Genomic DNA, 24769 nt, shown 5'->3' with positions numbered 1-24769 from the left:
CGGGCATGCCTTTTAAAATTCTGTAATGAACGACTCTGCCTTATTCATCACCACTTTACTTTCTGGTGGTTCAGATACCGTAGCAACAAAACGAGCCAGCAACGTCTTTCCATCTTTCGTTTGATACGCCACGTCATAAAATACCTCTGACAGCAGTAGTTCTCCTTTTCCGGGGCTAAGGTTGCTGTTCCCCTTTGGTGGATGGCTGACTGCTTTACACTTACACAGCACCTTTTTTCCCTCGCGTTGAGCCAGCATTTGGACATCTCGAATGAACTTTTCAAACCCGTTATTCTGAATCACTTGATTGAGTGCTTTAGGGGCGTACATCAACCCCATTCTGGCTTCATCGCCAAATCCATGCCCCCAGAGGTGTGCGCGTTCGTATCCTTTTAATGAATGCCCGTTAAAACGTCTAGTTGAAGGAGAAGGAAGGTCATCTTTAAAATCCATTCCTTTGTCGGAGCGCAAAGGGGAAATCGAAGGTTTTACTTCCCCTGCAATATCAAACTGGACGCGTTTATCTGGAAAGATTAACGCCCTCATCTCCTGTATTGCCCCAGTATTTCGAGTCTGATGCCATTTTTTTTGATTCAGTTTAAATGGCAGCCAAATTTTGGAGACTTTTGGGGCTTTGCTGAAAAGTGTGCCAACATCACTTTTGTCTAAAATCGCTTTCACTGGCCGAGTCGCACTGTTTAACATGGACTTTGCTCTTAAATATGCCCCTCGCTTTTTGGCGGCTTGGAGTTGCTTGGCGTACGCTTTAACGGTATCGCTCAACCCTTTTTTGGAACCTTTTGATGACTTGAATAAGCGCTTTCTTAGCGATGTAGTGAGAACATCAACAACGCTAATGATTTTGGTTATTTTAAGGGGAGGGCTTAAATCGAGGGCGTTTGCCGCTTTACGCGCTCCCACCTTTTTAGAAAGTTTGGTCGCCATCTAACCTGCCATTCGCTTAAAGAACTTACTGGTGAGGTTGGCTGCGTCGTTGGCGACACCGGAAATTTTGGAAAACTTCATTGGTGGGAAAAACATCTCCACCAAGTTGTACACGAGGTAACCAAAATAATACCCTGAGGCCGCTGGAGTTCTGGAAATAGCATCACCAATCGAGAACATCAGCTCATCGGTCGACTCAATAAAGAAATCGCGAACTTCAGGGTAGAGATCCTCGGTGATGATCTGCCAAAGTGAGCCCCAAGGGACTTTTTCCAATACCGCGAGAAACTCGTCGATGATCTCCAGCATTAATTCGAACACATCATGTAATTTCCCACCATGTTTGAACAGGGCAATAATGATGTGGAAGACCAGTGATATCGTATCGATAAATCCTAATATGGCATCCACTATGCCATCCCAAAGCCCACTAAAGTACCCCACCAAGGTATCGATACTTTCGCTGAAATCGGGTCTGTTGGTATCTAGCCAATTGATCGCGCTGGATGCTAACGCAAGAAAGGATGAGATGCCGTTTCTAAATCGGGTGATCAGCTCGGTTAGGGAGTGCATAAGGGCTTTTGCCGCGTTAATACGCTCATCAACCGCGTCGAAAAATCCAATGAATAAGTCAGCAATGGTGTCTATCGCGTCGTTGGCCCAAACTTCGAATTCACCCAATGCCGAGCTGACCGATTGGTTTACGTCGATAACTACGCGTTGCAGCTCAGCGATAAGCTGCGTGATGCCATTGTTGATAGACTCCCCGGCACTTTTTACCGTTTGATTGAAATCGGCAGGGCGCTCCGACGGGTGCCAGAGTTCTTTTGGTGCATGCAAATCCGAGGCGAGATCTTTGCTGACACTATCCAGTGCTTTTACAAGGCTTTCCATGGATTCAACAATGAAATCAGAAAAGTCACTGTCTTCGTTTTCCTTTGGCTCAGGGGAGCGACCGATTAGTGAAAGCAACGAGGTAGCGGACTTTCCATTAAACATCCGGACAAAAATAGGCAGTAAGTGTGCGAGCTTAGAACTCATGAGCAGTTGTTGAGCGCGATTGTTACCCGATATTGCGCTAATGAATAAGGCATCGGAGAATCGGTCGCCTTCGTTTATCTCGACGTACAACGTACCATCTTGCGCGGAATTCCCGTTTTTGTAATAGGTCTTCAGTAATTCAACGGCGCTAAAACCAATGTAAAGATGGAACACACTGGTTGTCGTTTCTTGGCTTTCAAATACGTCCGGAATGATGGGCAGATCGGTTGCGCTCGACTCGCAGGTGATCGCCATTTTGATCAAATTGGTTTGACCGGGGCTAATGATTTGGTAATCGCAGCGACCAGTGATGGGCTGCTCTGCCATAATTTCATCAGCCCATCTATGCAGGCGTTGGTGGCTCATCGGTTAGCCGCCGTTTGGGGTGTCAGGTTCAGGAGGTAAAGGTGTTAACTGGCTGTTACCTTGTCCTACCCCTTCATTGTCTATACATGGCATTCCATTCCCGACAAGCGCAGCCGCTTGATCTTGCACAATGGTTAAATTGGTGGGTACTTTCGTTTGCCAAGTATCGTTTAGGACAGTGCCTTCTTCTTGAATCGATTCTTGAGCTATCGACAAATATAAGTCGTTCTCTGAATCCATGACGAGCCCTTTGCCAAACCAGATTTTTCCGGTTTGTAGGTAATAGCTTACGGCGTCTTCAAACCCCAGACGGATAGGTACAACCAGCCTTGCCATGCCTGAGTTGATAAAAGCATCAAAGGTTCGATTACGTGAGACTTGCGTGCTGAGTTTGGCACTCCAACTTCGGTTTTTCGCATAGTAATAAGGGTATAAGTGGTAAGCCATCAGATCCCAATCAAACGCTTGCTCGAAGAATCGGACTTGATCGCTATGCTCATCCAGTTTATCGGTCAATTTGAGTTTAGGTAGCTTGTCGTTTCTCTCTCGGTAGTGATTCTTTGCCACCTTGATGTTGAAAGGCTTTTGAATCATATAAAGGGCGAGCTGGCGAAGCTCTCGCTGAATGATGTCTTTTTTGAATCTAGGGTTTAAGTCGCTGCTGGCAAGCTTAGATTGGTGGCGCTCTTTTTCTTCATCGTACTGCGCTTTTTGCTCTCGGTAGGCGTCCATAACATCATTAAAGGCGCGCAGTTGCCACTCGCGGAATATACGCGCGCGGAGACGACATCGAATTTCCACTTGGCAACTGAAGGTGCGGTGATACCAAGGCACAATGATCGATACTGGGAAGATAGTACTGACAGAAGGATTCAAGTGTCGCTCGACTTGTATTTCGCTGAAGGGCGCTTGGTGATCTGGGATGGCTTCTGTGCCTAAAATGGCGTAAAAACCGGGTTGCAAAGGAATGGCTTCTTGATCCGAAGGTTCATGCCGGATTGCGTCATGGTAGCTAGGCGCTGCACGACAAGATAATTTGGCAAAATGCGCCGTATAGTTTTCGGGTATTTCTATATCGTAAGTGCTGGACAACACATCTTCATGCGGTATGTCATTGAGGTCGATAGGTTCTGCTAATGGTGGTTTGCTTTCAGAATACCCCCGTACCAAAACAATCCTATGCGCTGGTGGCGCTTCAATGGTTACGCCATATTTGGCGGCAAGCTTACGGTAATTATTACGAGTCACATCATTGGGGACACGGACACCAAATCGCTTTGGCTTCTTAGGGGCTCTTTTAGAAAAATCGTCTTCGGGAACGGCCAGTTCTTGCGCTTGAATGAAACGCCTAGCCGGTTCTGGGATACTGAATTCGAGTAACGTTCGTTGCCCCATGTGAACCACATAATGGTTGTAGATCTTATCTAGCCATCGATAAATACCGAAAACATGTTCAGCACCGCCGCGATTGTCCAATCCGTGTTTGGTGATTTCTTCGTATTCTTGCTGATGGCGTTCTCGCCGTTTGGTACTGGTTTTACTGGTGATTTTCCGCTGTACTTTTTCTGTCACGCTTTTAGCGTATTGAATGGCGTTAGATCGGCTTTCTTGGCGCGATTGAGAATTTGAAAATGTCATGGCCGTGTTGGCGTAAAACTTCATGAAACTCGGACCGCCAGAAACCCCCGCATTCACATTAATATTACGCGATGAATCTTGCTGTAGAACTTCCTCAACCGCCGCTTGGATTTCGTTGCGCGTGGTGGTTTCCAAATCCGATTTTTGCTCAAACGCCGATTCGTTCACCTGTTCGGTTTCACTTTCGGTCACATCTAGCCTGCGAGTTGTGCGCTCTTTGTACTCACGCGCAAGCAGGTTTTCGGTGCGTGAAGGCTCGCCTGCTTCGAAACAGGCTAATTCCTGTTCAACCTGATAGAAATCAACCATGCCGATTTTGTTTACGCCAAATAGTGGCGGTGGAGGCGTGCCTATTTCATCTAAATCTTCCGGTTGCCACGGCAGAATAGCGCTTGCCGTTTGAAGATGAGTGACCACCATGGTTTCAGGCTCTATGACTTGATTGGCGTTAATGGATAAATGAAGTTGCAGGCTAACGGGATTCTGAGTGGGTTCGGGCAATGGAAATCGAAAAGTTTGAAACCCTTTTACTCGTTCTGGAAGTAATTCACCAGACATTCGGCGACCATTAATACTGGCGTCAGCGCCAGCGAGAATGGGTTCGGCATGTTCACGGAAATACGTCACATCCACATACTGCTGCTCTTCCTCTTCATTTAGCCCCGCTAACAGGGACATTCCAGGGATTTTCTCTTCCACGGAAATTTCACTGCCCATGACCAATAATGTACTTTCTTCTTCGATATCGTCATCAAGGCTGTCGTCTTGATCCAACTCCACACTCTCGAACTCCTCTTGCGCCAAACTCAGCAATTCACGGGCGTCGAATACCCCTTTTCTGATGCGTTCGAAAGTGCGGTTTGTGTCATCCGATAAATCGAGATTCAATGCATCCAAGCTAATGGTGGACGCAATACGTTGGGTGGTGGCTACAGTCGTGAAAGCGGTGGTTGCAGCGGCAGTTGCTGTAGGTTGAGAAGGGCTGGTTATTGCTTGATGCTCCAAGCGTCGAATTTCATTGTTTACTTTGTCTTTTAATTCTCGAATACGGCTCAGTTTTTGCGCTCGAATGTTTCTTTGGTGAATGTTCTCGAGCAATTGATGCTGTCTGGCGGTTAATCCAAAGGTGGTTTCAGGTTCGGTTCGGTTATCCACTCTGGCTGAAATAACCACTCGCGCCTGCAATGCCATTTTAAGGCGGGTATCTTTTTGAGCTTGTTCAAGTTCGTCGTCTGCTTCTACGACTCGGTGGATCCTTAAGAAATGATCCGTCACTAGAATCTCAACGATGTGCTCAATGGTTGTTTGGTTGTATTCCACCCAGAGGTGATGAATCAGGTTGTCCCAAAGCGATGTTCTATCGTCTGGCGAGAGCATTGCTGGGCTGAAACTCTCGATAAATTCATTGATACCTTCAAACGTTTTCCGATGTTCTTCACTGGTAATATGACGATGAAAACGCAGCAAACTCTCATGCTGGCTTTGCAACTGGCTAATGGACAACCGGCCTCGGAATGTTTCAGAAAGGGTTCTTGCCGCTGCCCGCATTCGGCGCGCACTGAGTTGCTGTGGGAGCTGAGATAAATAATGCGTTGATGCTAATGCACTTTGTGAAAGACGAATGGCAAAGTCGTGTTCGTCTTCATGGCTGATGGATTGAACTGTTCTCGGCGCCGAGAAGGTAAAGATTGGGTCTCTCATACCTTTATACCTGACATTATTAGTTAATATTTTATAAATATCACGGTAGCAAGGTGGTTAAAAAATAATCGTATCGTCTATGAGAATGTAAGTATGTTCATCTTAGTTAATAATGTAGTCGTCGTATTCGATGGATTCGTAAGTGCCTGAATCTATTTTGATTGTGTGGAATTCAGCTTGCCCTGCGTCGTTTATAAAATTTACAGCAACCCAAATCTGCTTATATTCATCTATGGAATCAACCTCCCATAAATGATCGGTATTGATGAGCTTAGAGTAGATCACCGATGTTTTATGCAAATCGTGGTTTGTATCCCTAGAAGCTTCTTTTAAGTCTTCTGGTAACGCGTGAACGCGAACTAAGTAGTTTACCGTTTTCATGAGCTCTTTTGATCAACAGGTATTAGGTCAACAGATTCTAGTAGTAACGAAAATCAACGAGTTCTTCGTGTTCAGGAAAATCACCTTCACCCCATACCATCTCTGCTTTGCACATGAGGGTTGCGATTTCGGACTCGTCTTTTTCAACGATGATTCCAGCTTCACTGATGTGCTCAAAGCTACCGTCTTCTTGGCGTTCGCCACGCATTATTCGACTGAAAACAATGTAGTTGTAGCGTCCGTTTTCAAATAGGACAAAACCCGCGCCACCACCACTGTAGCTTGAGCGAGCCATTTTTACTGGCGACTCAATTTCCATTTCAATTTTTTCATCGGTGCCATATCGATACAAAATGGTGTTTTCACTGGCGGTACAAACCGAGACACTTTTTTTACCAAAACTGCACCCTTCTATGAGAAGTTGATCGTCGGGGCAAAGGTCTGTGGCATGCGTCGCAGAAGCAAAAGGGAGAACGAGCAATAGAGGCAAGATAGATTTTGTCATAATGGTTCACAAGGCAATGTTGGGCCTCTGCATTTTAGATCATTTACTCTGTTTTACACGCGAAAATTTAAATAAAAATGGAAATATATTCAGTCAAAACTTTTGATGTTTGCGGGTTGCCTTGCAGGTCTAGGAAGTCAATTCTGGCGATGAAATCTACCACGCCCCATATGACCAACCCGCGGTCTTTGAGGTAACGCTGTCAAAGACCGAGGAGTAGATGGTGGCGCCTTTCCCGTTTTAATCCTAGCTCGGGGCTTTTATCAGACTGCTATTTAGTTTGCATGACTCGATTGAAGATGACGCGCTGCGCCTCTGCTTCTCCAACGTCCATTTGGTAAAAACTAATTTGGCTACCAGGGGCGCGCTGCGCGAGCTGACCAGCCCCTAATGCGCTTAAACACCCTATTTTGGGGTAGCCCCCGATAGTTTGCCTGTCTCTCATGAGCACGATGGGTTGCCCATCTTTAGGAATCTGTATTGCACCGTAGGCAATGCCTTCTGAAATAATGCCATCTCGATTGCAGCGAATGGCTTGACCAGAAAGCCGGTAGCCCATTCGATCAATGTTGGACGAGACTTCATAAGCGGTGGAAAACAGAGTCATGATGTCGTTATTGGGAAAATCTCTGTACTGGTATCCGAGCATCACGCCCAATTCCAGTGGTGCTGTATAGTCGGGGATCGCCCATTTTGGTGTCCGAATTTTGATGTCGTCTTTACACGGGGTAAACCGGAGAACATCCCCTTGTTTTAACGCGCGTCCATTTTCAATACCGCCGATTTTCTCTCGTGATACCGTTGATGCGCTATCGAGTTGCAGGTCGATTATAAAACCACCCTTAACCGCTAAATAAGCGCGTAAGCCGTTTTTAGGAGAATCAAAATTTAGGGTATCGCCTTTTTGAATTCGATACGTATTCCAAGGCTGAATTTTTTTATCGCCGATTCTGGCGTTTAAGTCTGCGCCTGTTATCGCAATACAAGTATCTGCGAGTGCCTTTAAAGTAAGCTTGCCAAATGTTATTTCAAGCTGCGGCGCATTTTGAGGGTTATCAAGTATTCGATTTGCCCAACAAAAAGCATGTTCGTCCATAGGGCCGCCCGTGGTAATACCCATGTGTTGGTACCCGAAGCGGCCGAGATCTTGAATCAATGCAAGCAGCCCCGGATTAATGACTTCAAAGCTCATCGAACTGCCCTCCTAAGTCTAAAAATTCTTCGCGAGTTATGGGGCGAAATCGCACTTGATTGCCGACTGCAACACGAGCCAGAGAGTCACTTTCCCAATCAATCATCTTGAGCGGTGTTCGACCCACTATTTGCCAACCACCGGGTGTGGAGCTTGGGTAAATTGCTGTTTGGTTATCCGCCACACCAACGCTGCCCGTGGGGACTTTTAAACGAGGTGTGGATTTGCGTGGCATGGTGATGCGTTCATCTGTTGTTCCCAAATAGGCAAAGCCGGGGCTAAATCCAATGGCATAAACTTGATAGATCTTATCGCTATGGATTTGGATGACTTCACTTTTACTCAGCTTATGGTGATCGCAAATATCTTGTAAATCCAGAGCGACCTCATCGCCATAGTAAACGGGTAGGTCTACAACGTGTGAAGACTGAGTTTTTGTATTGGTAGAACTCGATCCACGAAGCGCACTCTTTAGATTGGCAATGATGTTGAATCGATCGGTTTTATTGACGTCATAACACACCAAAATGGAGGTGTAAGACGGAATAATGTCGATCACAATGTCGCCAAGACTTTCGTGTATTCGGTTGATCGCCCAGCTTATTTGTTGTGCGATTTGTTCGTTAATTTGGTCGCCAAAATACACGATACAGGTCATTTCATTGACCGGCTCTATGCGCATCAGTTGGCTCTCCTCATTACTGCCGCCGCTTCACTCACGCTGGCAGCGTGCTCGCCGTCTCCGTGAATACAGATGGTATCTACATCTATAGAGAGCTTTTTGCCGGTAATCGTCGTCACGCAGCCTTCTTCGATGATTTGGCAGATTTGATTTTTGATGCTGGTGAAATCGGTGTAAACCGAGCCCGCTTCATTGCGCGAAACGAGGTAGCCTTGATCGTCGTATGCCCGATCAGAAAATGCTTCAAACCACACCTCAATACCGTGTTCTTGAGCCATGGCTCGAATAATGTCGTTATTTGGGGTTGCCATCACTACTAGCGGGCAAAGGGGACGAACTTTACGAACCGTTTTCATGATAGTCGACAGAATGGTTTTGTCTTTCATCATCTGGTTGTACATTGCACCGTGAGGTTTGATGTAGCTGACTTCAGTGCCGTGCTTTTGGCAAATCGCATCCAGAGCGCCAATTTGGTAAATCAATATGGCTTCAAGCTCTTGAGGTGCAATATCCATGTTGCGACGCCCAAACCCAATCAGATCGGGGTAGCCAGGGTGCGCACCAATTTTTACGTTGTTCTCGACGGCCATGCGAACAGTTTTGTCCATGGTCAGTGGGTCTGAAGCGTGAAAACCACACGCAATGTTTGCCATGTCGATAAAAGGCATGACGTGAGAATCCTGTCCTTTGGCCCAACCGCCAAAGGACTCACCCATATCGCAATTCAGTTTCATGTTTTGTCTCTTAAACGATGTCTTTTAAAAACGCAGATTCGATTATCTTTGTGTCATGGTGGTGGGTAAGTAAGTCACGATTTCTGGGAATACGGTGATCATTACCAAACCAACTAAAATCAATAGGAAAAAGGGCAGCGCAGCGCGAGCCACATAGAGTATGTCTTTACCTGTGAGTGCCTGAATGACAAATAAGTTAAACCCAACTGGCGGGGTAATTTGTGACATTTCGACAACCAATACAATGAATATACCAAACCACAACAAGTCGATGCCAGCTTGTTGCACCATCGGCATGACAACTGCGACGGTTAACACAACAACTGAGATGCCATCCAAAAAACACCCTAGAATAACGAACAGCACCGTTAGGTAGATAAGTAATTCAAACGGAGACAGAGTAAACGTCGCGATCCATTCAGCCAATGCGCGAGGAATACCCAAAAAGCCCATTGCCAGTGTCAGAAAGTGCGCGCCAACCAGAATCAGCCCAATCATACAGGAACTTTTTACCGCGCCGAGCAAGCTATCAAGAAAGTTGTTCAGCGATAAAGAACCCGTCGTCCACGCCAGAATGAGTGCGCCAAAGACACCCAGCGCAGCCGCTTCGGTTGGTGTCGTTAGTCCACCGTATATTGAGCCGAGTACGAACAAGATAAGGCTTACGATAGGCAGGAGCTTTTTCAGCGCCGCCAATTTAACGGTGAAAGACACGCTCTCTTTACTGTGAGCAGGAAGCCCGTCTTTATTGAGTAGTGCCCATACTGCGGTGTAGCCCATAAACATTAACACCAGCATAAGTCCGGGTAGGGCTCCTGCGATGAAAAGCCGACCAATGGACACTTCTGCGGCCACACCATAAACGATCAAAATGATAGAAGGTGGGATCAGTAAGCCCAAAGTGCCAGAACCCGCAAGCGTGCCAATGGCCATTTTTTCGCTGTAACCTTGGGCTTTGAGTTCGGGCAGTGTCATGCGACCAATGGTTGCCGCTGTCGCGGCTGATGACCCCGATACCGCAGCGAAAATACCACAGCTCAGTACGTTAACGTGTAAGAGCTTACCCGGAAAACCACTTAACCACGGGGCAAGCCCTTTAAAGAGATCTTCAGACAGGCGAGTTCTAAACAGCAGCTCCCCCATCCAAATAAACATCGGCAAAGCCGTGAGTGACCAACTGGTGCTTCCACCCCAACTTGAGGTAGCGAACAACAAACCGATTTGTTCATTCCCCGTCATGTACAAACCGAGAACACCAACGCCAATTAAGGCAAGCGACACCCATATCCCAGCCGCGAGCATTAGGATCATGGTGAGCGCTAAGATAATAGAAATAACAGAAATATCCATGAGTGCTTTTCCTTACTCCGTCTCGCCTTCGTGGGCTTTGTAAGTTGGCGCTTGCCCTTTCAATGTCAAAATGAGGTTATCGAGAACAGCCAAATTAAGACCAAACATGCCAAGTGCAACAGGCACTTGCGGTATCCACAACGGAATCGGAATGTAGCCATGGGTGACTTCTTCAAAATCGTAGGATTCCCACACCATATGGGCGCAGTAAAAGCTCATAAAAGTCACCAAGAGAAAAGCAAAAATAAGGATGAACGTTTCTTGATAGTGTTGAACGCGTTCAGGTAAACGTTGAATCACCAACGTAACGCGAATGTGTCCACCTTCCCGAAATGCGTATGCAAGCCCAAAAAAAGTGGATGCCGCCAAAGCGTAGCCGGAAAAATCTTCGGCTGACGGCACAATAAACCCAAAAAAGCGACCCACTACCTGTGCCAAAATGATCAGCATCATCAGAACGATGCACAACCCAGATGAGTAGCCAGACAGCATATAAAGAGTGTGTTTAAACGTATTCACTGAAAAACCCCACAGCAATACTTCGAAGTATTAGGTCTACAGACCCTAGTTCAAAGAAAGGCCCTGAAAACAGAGCCTTAAGGTAATGTATTATTGGTTATATCTGTCTAGCACCGTTTTTACTTCTGAAGGGGCTTCTTGTTCCCATTCTTTCGTCATGGTGACGCCAATCTCTTTCAGCTCAGACAGCAATTTCTCTGATGGCTGCGTTACTTTGATGCCGTTGTCTGCAAGGATGGCAGTATCACGAGCTTCACGCTCTACAACGAGATCCCACGCCGATGTTTCTGCTTTTTCAGCCGCCGTAAGAATGCTCTTCTGAGTGTCTTTATCTAGGCGTTTGAACGCGCGCTTGTTTACAACAACGAAGTTTTTAGGAATCCAAGCTTTTACTTCTGTGAAGTGGCTTAGGTAATCCCATGCTTGCCCATTTGCGCCTGTTGATGGAGAGGTGATCATTGCATCAATAATGCCGGTGCTGAATGCTTGCGGAATGTCCGGTAACTGAACAGTCGTCGGGGTGGTATTCATCAAATCAGCAAGGCGCGATGTGGATGGGCTGTAGGCGCGCATCTTACTGCCTTGTAGATCAGCTAACGATTGAACGGGTTTCTTCGTGTAAAGGCTTTGTGCTGGCCACGGCACAGTGTACAGAAGCATCAACCCTTCTTTGCTGAGTTGCTTTTCAACTTCTGGTTTAGCGGCTAACCATAACTTCTTGGCTTGGTCGTAATTGGTCGCAAGGAAAGGAATGTTGTCGTGTTTAAAGATTGGGTGCGTGTTTCCCATGATTCCGATGAACACTTCCCCAAGCTGAACTTGGCCAGTGCGCACTGCGCGTGGAATCTCAGGGTGTTTCATCAAAGATGCACCAGAATATACTGTGATATCGACATCACCATCGGTATAGCTTTTGATGTCTTTCGCGAACTGATAAGCGATTTGAGTAGGTAAGTGACCATCCCCGTAAGGTGTTGGCATGTGCCACTTAGCGGCAATCGCATTGTGAGCGGCTAATCCACTGATAAGTAACGTGGCTGCGGTTTTTGCTATCCATTTCATGATGTTAATCTCCATTTATATCGCTTAATTAGTAGCTTAAGTAATAGCTGATCAGCTACAGCACTGCCAGTTCATCGTTTAGGCAATCTGTGATGAGCATTTTTCCGGGTACATGGGTGATCGCAATGGGGGGTTTTGCATTGGCGATCGCCACTTGCGGTGTTACGCCACAAGCCCAAAAAATAGGAAGTTCGTGTTGGTGTACGTCGACGGCATCACCAAAGTCAGGCTGTGATAGATCATCGATCCCTATCAGGGCTGGGTCGCCAATGTGGACGGGGGCGCCGTGTGCTTTAGGCAAGCGGGAGGTGACTTGGATGGCGCGGATTGCATCTGATGCCACAAATGGGCGCATGGACACCACCATATTGCCGTGAAACCGGCCACTTGGCGTGGTTTGAATATTGGTTTTGTACATAGAAACATTGGTTTGGGATTCGATGTTTCTCACGGTAAGCCCTGCGCGCTCAAGTGCATCTTCGAATGAAAATGAGCATCCGAGTACAAACGTGACAAAATCTGACTGCCAAAGGCTGTTAATGTCGGTAACGGTTTCTGCGTGTTCCCCGTGTCGAAATACCTTGAACTCTGGCACATCCGTTCTTATGTCGATGTCTTCACCAAGATCGGACAACAGAGGATGCCCGGGCTGAGAAACGGCAATTAGCGGGCAAGCGGCAGGATTGTTTTGGCAAAACCGTAAAAAGTCGTTTGCCCACTCTTGCGGTAGTATCACGATATTGCCTTGAACCAGCCCAGAGGCGACACCACTGGTTGGCTGGTTGAATTTTCCAAGTCGGATTTTTTTTCTTACTTCAGACGCTTGAGCAAGTAACTGAGTCTTATAGGCTGAAGGCTTAGAGTGTGTATTTGGCATTTCGCAAAGCAGTCCATTGTTAAAGAAATGTAACGCAAGTGTTGCTTTGTAAGTGCATAAAGTCCAATTATGGTTTTTTACTTACTGGTATAAATTTTATTTATCACCCTGTTCAAATTTCTCTGCCACTTTCACCGCAATCTCTGCGGCAAGTTCAGCCGCACTGTTAAATGCAACCGAAGGATACGAAGCGGTAAAGGCTAAAGCAGAGGGTTCCCAGTGAGCATCCAATTTTTTGAGTATCCCGCGTTTAATATCGGAAGAGACTGTCGCCAGTGGCAAAGTGGAAATGCCAATTTGATCTTGGGTGAGCTTAAGGCAGGCAGACAGTGAACTGGACGAGAAAAAACGCGCGGGGAGCCCATCTATCTGCATGAATTTTTCACTGATCTCGGAAAAGGGTTGCGTGTTGCGAGCGTATGTAATGATCGGGTATTGAACCATTTCTTCTAGCGACAAAGTTTTTTCTGGCAAAGGCAGGTCGGTGCTCGCGACCCATACCAATGGAAATTGGCAAAGGTCGTGATTGGTAATCCCAGGTTCGGGAACCGGCCCCATTAAAAAAGCCAAATCCAGTGACCGATCAAGCAAGCTATTCTTCAAGTTTCCCGTGACATCAACCGTCATATCCACATCAAGGTTAGGCAGCTCATGATGAAGTACTTTGAGAAAATCGGTTAGCCAAGTATGTGCAATGGTTTCAGAAACTCCCAAACGCAGAGTTCCTGAAAGTAACCGGCTGATGTCGGCACGTTTGTGCATTTGTTCAGCCATATAGAGCATTTTTTCAGCATAAGGTAATAGGTCTTTACCTTGGGCTGTGAGAACAACGGGAGAAGCGTCTCTGTCGAACAGCTTTACGCCCAACTCTTCTTCCAATCCTGCAATTCGGGTCGAAATTGCTGGTTGGGTGGTGAACTGTTGCTCCGCTGCTTTACGAAAACTACCGAGAGTTGCCACTAGCACAAATGTCTCAATGCGCTTGAAATTCATTACGCGTTCCTTGCCCGTTTTTTGCTGCATTAATGCCATTAAGATATATCCCTAGTGACCCAGAGATGCAAGGTTGGTGAGCGTTATTTGTAAGTGTCTATTTACAAAGCACTAACAATTCTCTACTTCAATAATTCTTCAGATTCGTAAAGTAGCTTTTGAACATTATCTCCAATAACCAATAACCAATAACCAATATCTATCGATAACCCGTTTTATCGGTCAGAACTATAAGGAACAACCATGACAACTGAAGCTGCGATGAAGCCTAATAAAGGCTCATCCCCCTTTGCGTATCTCATGAAGGGTGTATCAAAACTTTCAACTGTTGGGCGCGCGTTGATGCTCCCAATTTCTATTTTGCCAGCCGCAGGTTTATTGCTTGCATTTGGTGACAAGCTTGGCATTCCACTCATGGTTGGCGCTGGGGATGTCATCTTCAGCAACTTACCATTGTTGTTTGCCGTTGGGGCCGCGGTTGGGCTTTCAAAAGAGTCGGGTATTGCGGGTCTAGCGGCAGTTGTCGCGATGCTGGTGATGAACATGACTATTGGTGTGAGTGCGGGCGTGACACAAGAAATGGCACTCGAAGGCGGAGCGTACGCTCTGGTATTGGGCATCCCTAGCTTACAAATGGGGGTATTCGGCGGTTTAATAGCGGGTATTCTCGCCGCGTCCATGTATAACCGATTCCACGCAATTCAATTACCCGCATTTTTAGGCTTCTTTTCTGGTAAGCGATTTGTCCCTATTGTGACGGCTTTGGCAGCGTTTGTACTTGGGCTATTGCTGCCTAACGTGTGGATGCATGTTCAAAGTGGGATTGACGGTTTGTCGGGTGTTGTTAACGGTGATAACCAAGCGCTTTCTACCTTCATTTTTGGATTCACAGAGCGTGCGCTGATCCCATTAGGCTTACACCACATTTGGTATCCGTCTTTCTGGTTCACGTTTGGTGAGTTCACGACGGAAGCTGGTCAAATCGTCAATGGTGATCAGGCTATTTGGTTTAAAATGTTGGCGGATGGAGTGAAGGATTTTGATTCCGCCACGTATCAAGGCGCAGGCAAATTCATGCAGGGTGAATTCCCACTTATGCTTTTTGCATTACCCGCTGCCTGTTTAGCCATGTACCACGAAGCCAAAACCAGCCAGAGAAAATACGCTGCAGGTATCCTATTTTCGGCAGCCCTTACTTGTTTCCTAACCGGAATTACAGAGCCGGTTGAGTTTGCGTTTATCTTTATTTCGCCGTTGCTGTATTTGTTCAACGCACTTTGTACCGGCTTCGCGTACATGTTTATGTACTTGCTGGATGCTCACTTAGCCAAGTCTTTCTCGGCTGGGTTTATTGATTACATTACACTTGGCATTATGCCTGCCATGAACGGGTTCGAGACGAACTATTTTGCGGCAGTGCTGGTTGGTGTGCCAATGGCCGCGCTTTATTACGTGGTGTTCCGATTCACTATTCGCAAATTCAATCTGCAAACTCCGGGCAGAAGCGAAGAGGCGAAAGAAGAATTAGATTTAACTGACGAACAGCTGACTAAGCTGACATTGGACTTCCTTGGTGGCAAAGAAAACCTGACGTCTGTAAGTGCGTGTATTACCCGTCTTCGTCTTGAAGTGGTGGATACCAAACTTGTAAACGCCAAAGGCTTGGAAGACATTGGTGCAATGGGTGTGATTAACGTTGGTTCCAATGGTGTACAAGTTATATTTGGGGCAAAAGCCCAGTTTATTGCTGAACGAATCAATCGAGTGAATTGAGCCAGTCACTCTCCCCCTCCCTTTAAATTGTTCAGTGCCCCGTTTGCCACGGGGCATTTTTTGTTAGAAAGCCTTTATTCTTTAGAACCCTTTTATTAAAAAGCGTTTACCATAAAGAGCAAATTAAACAGACTCTTAAGGGTTGGTATCCATCTCTGCTGGAATGTAATGCTTGGCTTTTAACTCGCACATTTCCGGAAACACAGTGGCGATTGAAATGGACGACCAAGTGCCCGATACAATACCGATGAACATGGCGCTGGCGAATCCTTGAAGTGGGGAACCGCCCATCAGCCAAAGTGACCCCACCGTCACAAGCGTTGTGCCAGACGTCACCATAGTACGCGAGAAGGTGCTGGCTACGGCGGAGTTGATAACGTCGCTGGTGGACCAATTTGTTTTCACGAGTATTTGTTCGCGAATGCGGTCGGCGATGATGATCGAATCATTCAATGAATACCCCAAAATCGCTAAAATTGCTGCGAAAACCGTGAGGTTGAATTCCTGCTGTGTCAGGGCAAAGAAGCCTAAAACCACAATCACATCGTGAAACAGAGCGAAGAGCGCCCCGCTGGCTAAACGCCATTCAAATCGAAAACACAGATACGCCATAATGCATAGCATGCTGATGAAAATCGCCATGCCACCTTGATCGAACAATTCATCTCCAACCTGTGCACCTATCATGCTACTGCTGATGATCTCAGCGTGGTTGTCGAGTTGAGCAAGCGATTGATTCACTTGCTCAATAGACGCTTGACTTTCTGCCGAGTAGCGCAACGTCCATCGACCTTCTTCTCCACTTTTGACCATCGAGAGCGTGTCGCCCACCACAGGGCTAAGTGCGTTGTTTAAGTCTTGTTGGCTAAGGGTAGGGGATACTCTAAACTCGCTCACCATACCGCCAGTAAAATCCAAACCTAAGTTCAAACCGCGAGCGGCAATGATCCCCACCGATAGAATGACCAATACCAATGAAAATAGCCCCGTCCAGCGACGAATGTTAGTCATGTTTTTATTCAGATTCATGATGCGCTCCTAAACTCTGACGTTTCGGCGGGCATCTTGCCCCCAAATCATATTGATGATGGATCGAGACAAAAAGATGCCTGTAAACATACTGGTTAGAATGCCTAAACCAAGTGTTAACGCGAAACCTTGAACCGGACCATTACCTATTGAGTACAAAACGGCTGCTGTGATCAACGTGGTAATGTTGGCATCCATTATCGTGCTAACGGCACTGTTGAACCCAAGGTGGATAGATTGAGCAAAGCTTCTTCCTTCACTGAGTTTGTCTTTGATGCGTTCGAAGATTAGTACGTTTGTATCTACTGCCATACCGACTGTTAACACTAGCCCAGCAATGCCCGGTAAGGTTAAAGCGGCACCTGGAATCAGAGCAATCAGACCAAGCAAACACACCATATTGCAGAGCAACGCAACGTTGGCTACCCAGCCTAGCCGCCGGTACCATAACGCCATGAATGCCAAGGTTAAACTCATACCCAGTGCAAGAGCGGAAAACCCGTTCTCGATATTTTCAGCACCCAATGTTGCGCCAATGGATTGCTCTTCCACAATTGTGACAGGCGCGGTTAAAGACCCTGCCCTCAAAAGCAAGGCTAATTCCTGCGCCTCTTGTGTGGTGCCAGCACCGGTTATTTGAAAACGCGTGCCAAGCTGGCTCTGAATCGTCGCGATGCTGATGACGGTATCTTTCTTGGTTAGATTGCCCTGTTTGTCGGTGATGTATTCGCTAAACAGCGTTGCCATCGGTTGACCTACGTGAGTGGCAGAAAAATCGCTGATTTGGCTCCCGCCAGCAAGATCGAGCGAAATGTTCACTACTGAGCGACCCATTTCATCGAGCCCTGCGCGTGCATCCGTGATGTGTTCCCCTTGCACAACTGGCTTCGCGACCAGCCTTACGTTGTTCCCATTTTCTTCCTGAGCATTAATGATTCTTCCAACGGACGTTTCGGACTGCACTTCGTGGAATGCCAAACTCGCCGTTGCGCCAATCACGCTTTTGGCTTGGGAAGGATCTTGAATTCCAGGCAGTTCAATTCGAATATAATTGTCCCCTTGGCGTTGAACCGACGCTTCCGTTATACCCAATTCTTCGATACGTGAACGTAGAATCGTCAAGTTCTGTTTTAGGGTTATCTCTTTGAAATCGAGCCATTCTTTTTTTGGGAGAGATAAGGTGACACTGTTTAAGTTATGGTTTTGCTGCCACTGAGGGAACGCATCGCGAAGCTGCTCACTTAGCTGGGTTGTCGCGTTATCGTTACGAGTTTTGAATGTGACGCCTTTTTCACTGGACGCGTGAACTTGAATACCTCGAATGTGCAGCTTTCTTGCCGTGGTTTTTATTTCATCAACCAGCGCTTGCTGCTTTTCAGCTAGGGCAGTATCAACATCGACTTTCAGCAAAAATTGAACACCACCTCGCAGATCTAATCCAAGGTCGACGGGAGCAAATCCAAGTTCAGAAAGCCAAGCAGGTGCAACCGACTGGTACGCCAGTGTGAGTTGAGATTCTTTACTCAATAAGGGCTTTAATACATTCTTTGCTTGGGTTTGGTCATGTTCGTTTTCAAATAAAAGAGTTAACTGAGTGTCACGTTGCGTGACTTCTCTTACATCAATGTTGTGCTGCTTAAGATGCCGAGCAACTGCATCAAGAGACAGCTCGTTATGGGTTTGTTCAATCAATAGAGCAGGCTTTTCGCCGTACCATGATGGGAGTGCGCTTAACGCAAGTAAGACAATGGCAGTGAAAAGCACCACGTATTTCCAAATGGAATAGTGGTTTAAACGCTCTGGCGCTTTTGCGCGAGTACGTGAAGATGACATAGCGATTCCTCAATAACCTGAGTTCAGGTTCATGAATGCTGAGCGAAAAGATCGATCAGCAACGCCAATAGATTTAAACATCTATGGTTGGCGTAAAACTAAAATAGCGGTGTGCGACGTAGAAACGTCGAGACTTTGTGTGAACAGTATTGAGGTTAGCTGTCGCGGCTTAACCGGACATACAGGAGGTTTGAATCTTTCCAGCCTGATATTCTGTGCGAGTTCGAGCCTGATGCTTTTTCCGACCAGAGTACAGAAGGAATTAAGGGAGAGAAATACAGATAACTTGGCGGTAGATCCTCACCACCGAGTTGTACCAGAAGTTCGTAATCTGGGGTTGGGAATACTCTTTCCTGAATCCACGAAACAAATCGAGACGATGTCAAAAGTCCATCGGGAATATGCTGAGTATGAGAATCAGCTGCGCCTTTTTCCAACTCGATTTGCAAGTTGGCTTCGGTTTGAAAATCAGTAGAAGGGTGAGATGGAGTCTCAACAGAGGATTGCGCCGCATATTCAGCGTTTTGCGATAGCCAGCCACCGTTTTCCGTTTGAGCAAACACGGTATGGCTGAAAGTAACCAGCAGAGAAAACAGCAAGATTGCCCAGGTTCTCATTGATGATTATCACTCTATTGATTCAATTCGCCGATAGTATGCCTGTTTAGCGAATGTCACAACTAAAAAGATCTAAATTTAATCGCTGATCAGTATGAAACCAAGGATCAGTGGGGTGGTGCGCGATCGCCATTATCGGAACCGCAATTTGATTTGTAATTGTGTTTTTTATCAACCCAATACACAGTGGTATTTCATCAGAAGAAGGATACAGAAATGACCGCAGCCAGCTTTTTACGATTACTATGCCTTGCCGCAGTTTGGGGGGCGTCTTTTCTTTTCATGAGAATTGCCGCAAATAGCTTTGGCCCTGCTTATTTAATTGAATTTAGAGTGCTGTTTGCCGCGATGAGCTTGCTGCTGGTGTCTGTCTTTCTTAAACGTCGGTTGATACTGTTTCAATACCCTAAGCACTTTCTGATCATTGCTTCTTTTAATACGGCTATGCCGTTTATGCTTTTCGCCTACGCAGCCCAAACATTGAATGCATCTACCTTGTCTATTTTAAATTCTACAGCGGTTATTTGGGGCGCGGTAATTGCGTATTTTTGGCACAAAACGCCTTTGTCACTTAAGGGGGGATTTGGCTTAGTTTTAGGCGTGTTGGGCGTTGCTGTGTTGGTAGGGTGGGATGCCGTCAATATTGGCGAGGAAGCGACGTTGCCGATTATTGCTGGAGTAATGGCCGCATCTTGTTATGGGGTAGCGACTAACTACGCCAAGAATGCGCCTAAGATTTCATCGTTCGATAATGCGCACGGAAGTATGTGGGGTGCCGTGATATTGGTGCTGCCTTTATTGCCTTGGCTGCCAATGCCTGAGACACCTACGGTATTTGAATGGTCGTCGGTCGCGGTACTAGGGGTGTTGTGTACAGGATTGGCGTATCTGCTGTACTTTCGTTTGGTGACGGATATTGGACCCGCTTCTACACTTTCTGTGACTTTTTTGATTCCGTTTTTCGGTATCTTATGGGGATATTTGGTGCTGGGTGAGCCAATCGGGTTTAATACAGTGATTGGCACCATACTGGTGGTCAGCGGCACGATGTTGGTAACAGGCTTCTCACCGAAAAGCCTGTTACGTCGTCAAAGAGGTTAGATAATTCTAAAGAGGTTTAATAGATCTAAAGCTCACTGATGTTGACTACTCTGTCTGCACTTTTGATGGTTTCAGGGCGGTGGGCGATCATCACGCGAGTAAACGGCAGCCCTTTGATGTGCTCATTGATTCGACCTTCGTTTTCAACATCCAAATGGCTGGTGGCTTCATCTAAAAACAAAATCGATGGGCGATGGTAAAGCGCCCTAGCCAGTAATAGCCGCTGAGTTTGACCTCCAGAAAAATTGGAGCCCATATCCGACACTAAACTTTGGTAGTTCATTGGCAGCTTGATGATGTCTTCATGGATGCCAGCCATATGAGCGCATTGCATCATCATTTGGTGGTTGGGTTCAGGTGTAAAAAAGGTAATGTTTTCCTCTACCGATCCGGTAAGCAATGTGTCGTCTTGCATTACCGAGGCAATCCTGTCTCGGTAACTAGAAAGCCCTAAATCTCGGATATCTTCCCCATCAACCAGTATTTTCCCTGATGTGGGCTGAAGCAATCCAAGCATTAACTTCATTAATGTTGATTTACCGCACCCAGAAGGGCCCACCAAAGCGATGGATTCACCGGCAGGTATCGTTAGATTCAGGTTTTGGAAAATATAGTCGTCATTTTCAGAATACTTGAACGATAGATCGACCAGTTCAACATTGCCACGCATTTGAGTTAGATTACGCCCTTTCTCGCGGTGAGGCTCTTGTTCATGCAGAGCAATATCGGCAATACGGTCGAGGTGCAAGCGAAGCATTTTAAACTGAATGACTTGTTCTATCAGCATCGACATACGAGAGGTTAATTGCTCTTTGTACGCCAAGAACGCAAACACCATACCTATGGTCATGTCGCCACTCATTACCGCCATCGCTGCAAGGAAAATGATGAAGATATTTTCTAAGCCAAACAGCAATTGGTTTACGGATTCAAAGCCAATACTCAGCTTGCCCAGTTTGATGTCTGCATTAATGACAGAGCTATAGCGATTCTGCCAAGTACTTTGACGCATGGATTCGGCATTGAAAAGGCGGATGGTTTGAATGCCACGCGCCGTTTCCAAAAATTGGCTTTGCTCTTTGGCTTTCGCTTCAATGGATGTTTCCGTCGCCTGTTGCAGTTTACTGTACAGCGCGAGGCGAACCGTGAGGTAGGCAAGAACCACACACAAGACAACAGCGGTCAGAAATGGGCTATAGGCGAGCATGACTGCCAGAATAGCGATAGACATGATGCCATCAACAATGGTTTCGACTAAGCCAGTTGTCATCCTCTCACGCACTTGATTGAGGGAACCAAAGCGAGAAACCAAGTCGCCAATGTGGCGAGTTTCAAAGTAGCTCATGGGTAAACGCAACAAATGGCGAAGTAGGTTGGCACCCATTTGTAAGTTTAACTGGCTGGATAATCGAAGGATCAACCAACTTCGAATTGCTTTGGTGATGATGTTAAATAGCAAGAGTAAGCTAAATCCCGCCGCCAGAACGATCAGCAGCGTTTCGTCGAAACTGACCAGCACTTCGTCCACAACCAGCTGAATGTAATAGGGGCTAAGCAACATTAAAAACTGGAGAAGAATCGACAGAAATACCAGCGTGGATAACGCTTTTCCGAGCCCTGAAACCCTTGTCCATAATTGGCTGATGCCCATTTTTTGGCGTGCGTCTTTCTTCTCAAACTCTTTTGTTGGGATCAGCTCAATGGCGATGCCCGTGTAATGTTCGCTGAATTCCGTTAGAGATAAAACACGTGTACCCGACGCTGGATCATTAATGGTAACGGTGTTCTTTTTAACGCCCGTGATTACTACGAAGTGGTTGAGATCCCAATGCACAACGCACGGTAAAGTCAGCTTTCCGACGTGCTCCAGTGGGCATTTTAGTGCTCTAGCGGCTAACTGCATTTTGTCGGCAGTTTGAATAAGCTGTTGAACGTTGATCCCTTTCATTCCGGGCGAATAAAATCGGCGCGCGGCAGGCATATCAAGTTTATACCCATAATAGGAAGAGACCATCGCTAGGCAAGCTAAGCCACATTCCGCGGCTTCAGTTTGCGAAATCATGGCGACTTTTCGGTTGCCGGAATACTCCAGTAGCTCAGTAATATGAGGCTCTTTCTCGGCGTGATCCATATTAAATCTTTCCTAATAATCCGTAGACAGGTTCAAGTATCCAACCCATGATGCTGCGGCTTTCCAATAAAATATCCGCTTCCAAAAGCATCCCGTTTTTGAGGGGAATGGATGTACCTTCAAAATCGACGTGCTCTTTTTCAAGTGCGACTCGAATTCGGTAAACAGGCTCGCTGATGGGTAAAGGGGTCTCCCCACTTTGCAAGAGTACTGTGTCTATATGTGAAACCTCGCCACCAAGGTAGCCAAATCGCTGATAGGGGAAGGCGTCTAACCGCAGTTTGACCGCGTCGCCTTTCTTTACGAATCCAGCCGACCGCGTGGGAAGAAAAAGCTCCGCGACTAATTTCGCGTTTTCAGGAATAAGGCTCAGCATTAATTGGTTGTCGTGGACGGTTTCACCCGTTACTACGTTTATGCCTGTTGCTTTGCCTTTTTCATTGGCTGCCAATACGTGAATGGCGTTACCTTGTGCTTGGCTGAGTTGTTGCCGAATCGAGGATTTTTGTTGTTCTAAATCCAATACGTTCAGTTCGTGTTGTTTGGGCAGAATCGCCAAGTCTGACTGCAAGGTATTTCGAGTCTTTCGCAAATCCAGTTCATTGGCGAACACTCGCTCTTGCTGGGCTTTGATCTCTATCAGCGCTTCTTTTTGTGATTGAAGATCCAGAGCTGAAAGGTGCCCTTCTCGGAACAGTTTTTGGTGCTGCTTTTCACGCTCAGTTTGAAGTTGGTATTTCTCTCGTATGAGTGCTTTTTGGGTTTCAATGGCGGCAAGTTGGCGGTCTATGTCCGTAACAAGCACTTTCTGCTTATTGATTTGTTGAGCATGAAGGTTGTTTTGATACTGAATTTCTTGATTGATGTACTGATATTGCTTTTCAAACTCTTGCACTACGGTTTGGTTAAGGTCGAGCCCGTTGGCCAGTTTGTTTTTGGAGCTAATGGTGATCAGAGGTTCGCCTTTCTCAACTTGCTGACCCTCTTGGATATGAACCGTTTCGACGATGCCTTCACGTTGCGAAAAGGACTTGATAATGCCTTTATCTGGCAAGATATAGCCTTGAACCGTCTCTTTTCGACTGTATTCGGCATAATTCAGATATAAGCCCAGCAAGGTGACGGAAACGAAAAGAATGGTCACAATAAGATAAATGGACAATGGCTGCGCGAGCAATACATCGCCGTGGAGTCGTTGTTTTTGGGCGTCAATGACAGATTGACGATACAGCTGGCTCAAAAAATCTCTCCGGTATTAAGAATGCCCGAGCACGGTGATGTTCGGGCAGAATAAGGCAAAATTATGGTTATCGGCCACCGGCTACCAAGTTTTGAGCAATGGCTTCACAAATACCTAGCTTTTGGTATATATCCATCCAGTAGAATTCACCGCATGGGTTGATTTCTAGGAATTTGTATTGGCCATCTGGCGTTAAAATAAGATCTGCCGCGCCATAGTTTAGCTTGAGCTCTGTCGCGAGACGGATCAGCTTATCGGCTTCTTCTTGCGGCAACTCAAATGGCTGCCATTTATCGAGTGTGTAGACACCGCGCTTACGCCAATCGGTTTCCATCCCCTTCATAATATCTGGGTCAATGGATGCGCAGTAAACCTGATTTCCAACAACGGTCGCACGCAACTCAACATCTTTAATGACATGTTCTTGGAACACCATTGGGCACAGGTTTAACTCTTCCAGTTTTTCTAAGTGTTCTTCTTCTACCTTGTTGGTAAAAACCACTTGCTCAACATCATCATTCCAAACTGAAAAGGCGGTTTGCATCTTCGTTATAATTTTACCGTTGTTATCAGCGAAGAAATCACGCACTGCTTCTGGCGAGTTACTGGTGAGTGTATTGGGTAGGTTTAACCCCACTTTTCTTGCCAGCATCAATTGATATTCTTTATTGGATGCGTGGCGTATATCCCAGTAATCGTCAAGTTTGTAGCACTCTAGACTATCGAGGTAACCCAAAATGGTTCGCTTGCTTTCTTCGGCAGAAGGTTGCTTGAGCTGTATGTCCATGTCGGCAGGTAAACCTTTTGCAGGATAGAATCGGCGATACCAAACGGCCAATATCTCGTCACCTTTGACGACATCGCCATTTTCCGTAATGAGCGTACTCTCATTACCGTTATTATTCTGATGGGTGGCAATTTGCACCTTAGTTGGAAAGAGATCCGTGTTAAAACGAACTGGTACTACACCAGCTTGTTTCAGCAGTTCGGAAACGGTATCAATACTTTGATTGTCTTTTGAATGCGTAATGATGAGAACTTTATTTTTAGTCATACTTG

The 24769-nt window shown here is 46.3% G+C and carries 21 protein-coding genes; 2 read left to right on the top strand and 19 right to left on the bottom strand.

From position 1 onward, the window contains the following. Nucleotides 1–12: 12 nt before the first annotated feature. The 13 genes from LDO37_RS28025 to LDO37_RS27965 form a co-directional block, all read right to left on the bottom strand. Nucleotides 13–945: a polymorphic toxin type 4 domain-containing protein gene (locus LDO37_RS28025; RefSeq protein WP_224055669.1), complete on the bottom strand. Its 933-nt coding sequence runs from the start codon at nt 943–945 to the stop codon at nt 13–15. After that, nucleotides 946–2352, bottom strand: coding sequence for a hypothetical protein (locus LDO37_RS28020; RefSeq protein WP_224055668.1), 1407 nt, complete (start codon nt 2350–2352; stop codon nt 946–948). It abuts the gene before it with no gap. Between the two features lie 3 nt (nt 2353–2355). After that, on the bottom strand, nt 2356–5691 hold the full coding sequence (locus LDO37_RS28015) for a hypothetical protein (protein ID WP_224056074.1): 3336 nt from the start codon (nt 5689–5691) through the stop codon (nt 2356–2358). A gap of 102 nt (nt 5692–5793) precedes the next feature. Further along, entirely contained in the window at nt 5794–6072 is a 279-nt protein-coding gene (locus tag LDO37_RS28010; protein ID WP_224055666.1) for a hypothetical protein, read from the bottom strand. Nucleotides 6073–6109: 37 nt separating this feature from the next. Beyond that, on the bottom strand, nt 6110–6577 hold the full coding sequence (locus tag LDO37_RS28005; RefSeq protein WP_224055665.1) for a hypothetical protein: 468 nt from the start codon (nt 6575–6577) through the stop codon (nt 6110–6112). A 271-nt stretch (nt 6578–6848) separates the two neighbouring features. Then, on the bottom strand, nt 6849–7769 hold the full coding sequence (locus tag LDO37_RS28000) for a 5-oxoprolinase subunit C family protein (RefSeq protein ID WP_224055664.1): 921 nt from the start codon (nt 7767–7769) through the stop codon (nt 6849–6851). After that, on the bottom strand, nt 7759–8451 hold the full coding sequence (gene pxpB / locus LDO37_RS27995; RefSeq protein WP_224055663.1) for a 5-oxoprolinase subunit PxpB: 693 nt from the start codon (nt 8449–8451) through the stop codon (nt 7759–7761). Before pxpB ends, LDO37_RS28000 begins: the two co-directional genes overlap by 11 nt. After that, a complete protein-coding gene (locus tag LDO37_RS27990) occupies nt 8451–9185 on the bottom strand; it encodes a 5-oxoprolinase subunit PxpA (RefSeq protein WP_101111728.1) in 735 nt (244 codons plus the stop codon). The genes pxpB and LDO37_RS27990 overlap by 1 nt, the downstream gene beginning before the upstream one ends. 42 nt (nt 9186–9227) lie before the next feature. Continuing rightward, nucleotides 9228–10535: a TRAP transporter large permease gene (locus tag LDO37_RS27985; protein WP_101111727.1), complete on the bottom strand. Its 1308-nt coding sequence runs from the start codon at nt 10533–10535 to the stop codon at nt 9228–9230. A gap of 12 nt (nt 10536–10547) precedes the next feature. Next, on the bottom strand, nt 10548–11027 hold the full coding sequence (locus LDO37_RS27980; RefSeq protein ID WP_104398663.1) for a TRAP transporter small permease: 480 nt from the start codon (nt 11025–11027) through the stop codon (nt 10548–10550). Between the two features lie 117 nt (nt 11028–11144). After that, nucleotides 11145–12116, bottom strand: coding sequence for a TRAP transporter substrate-binding protein (locus LDO37_RS27975; protein ID WP_224055662.1), 972 nt, complete (start codon nt 12114–12116; stop codon nt 11145–11147). Between the two features lie 55 nt (nt 12117–12171). Then, on the bottom strand, nt 12172–12993 hold the full coding sequence (locus tag LDO37_RS27970) for a putative hydro-lyase (protein WP_101111724.1): 822 nt from the start codon (nt 12991–12993) through the stop codon (nt 12172–12174). A 96-nt stretch (nt 12994–13089) separates the two neighbouring features. Further along, nucleotides 13090–14025: a LysR family transcriptional regulator gene (locus tag LDO37_RS27965; RefSeq protein WP_224055661.1), complete on the bottom strand. Its 936-nt coding sequence runs from the start codon at nt 14023–14025 to the stop codon at nt 13090–13092. Nucleotides 14026–14247: 222 nt separating this feature from the next. On the opposite strand from LDO37_RS27965, the gene LDO37_RS27960 reads away from it, so the two are divergent. Continuing rightward, nucleotides 14248–15759 carry a PTS transporter subunit EIIC gene (locus LDO37_RS27960; RefSeq protein WP_167404695.1) on the top strand — a complete coding sequence of 504 codons (1512 nt, stop codon included), beginning with the start codon at nt 14248–14250 and terminating at the stop codon, nt 15757–15759. Between the two features lie 135 nt (nt 15760–15894). On the opposite strand, the gene secF is transcribed toward LDO37_RS27960, so the two are convergent. The 3 genes from secF to LDO37_RS27945 form a co-directional block, all read right to left on the bottom strand. Continuing rightward, complete coding sequence (secF, locus tag LDO37_RS27955; protein WP_224055660.1) at nt 15895–16788, bottom strand: protein translocase subunit SecF; 894 nt, start codon at nt 16786–16788, stop codon at nt 15895–15897. 9 nt (nt 16789–16797) lie between these two features. Further along, nucleotides 16798–18621, bottom strand: coding sequence for a protein translocase subunit SecD (gene secD, locus LDO37_RS27950; protein ID WP_224055659.1), 1824 nt, complete (start codon nt 18619–18621; stop codon nt 16798–16800). A gap of 155 nt (nt 18622–18776) precedes the next feature. Beyond that, nucleotides 18777–19238 carry a hypothetical protein gene (locus LDO37_RS27945; protein WP_224055658.1) on the bottom strand — a complete coding sequence of 154 codons (462 nt, stop codon included), beginning with the start codon at nt 19236–19238 and terminating at the stop codon, nt 18777–18779. A 216-nt stretch (nt 19239–19454) separates the two neighbouring features. On the opposite strand from LDO37_RS27945, the gene LDO37_RS27940 reads away from it, so the two are divergent. Beyond that, nucleotides 19455–20339 (top strand): DMT family transporter, encoded by an 885-nt coding sequence (locus LDO37_RS27940; protein WP_224055657.1) that lies wholly within the window; start codon nt 19455–19457, stop codon nt 20337–20339. 25 nt (nt 20340–20364) lie between these two features. On the opposite strand, the gene LDO37_RS27935 is transcribed toward LDO37_RS27940, so the two are convergent. The 3 genes from LDO37_RS27935 to LDO37_RS27925 form a co-directional block, all read right to left on the bottom strand. After that, entirely contained in the window at nt 20365–22470 is a 2106-nt protein-coding gene (locus tag LDO37_RS27935) for a peptidase domain-containing ABC transporter (RefSeq protein ID WP_224055656.1), read from the bottom strand. Between the two features lies 1 nt (nt 22471). Beyond that, nucleotides 22472–23710: an HlyD family secretion protein gene (locus tag LDO37_RS27930; RefSeq protein WP_224055655.1), complete on the bottom strand. Its 1239-nt coding sequence runs from the start codon at nt 23708–23710 to the stop codon at nt 22472–22474. 67 nt (nt 23711–23777) lie between these two features. Continuing rightward, nucleotides 23778–24764, bottom strand: coding sequence for an MvdC/MvdD family ATP grasp protein (locus LDO37_RS27925; protein WP_224055654.1), 987 nt, complete (start codon nt 24762–24764; stop codon nt 23778–23780). Between the last annotated feature and the right edge of the window lie 5 nt (nt 24765–24769).

This window comes from Vibrio penaeicida (genome assembly GCF_019977755.1).
In the GTDB taxonomy this organism is placed as follows: Bacteria; Pseudomonadota; Gammaproteobacteria; order Enterobacterales; family Vibrionaceae; genus Vibrio; species Vibrio penaeicida.
The sequence above is the reverse complement of the archived record's forward strand: the minus strand, read 5'-3'. Positions and strand labels throughout refer to the sequence as shown.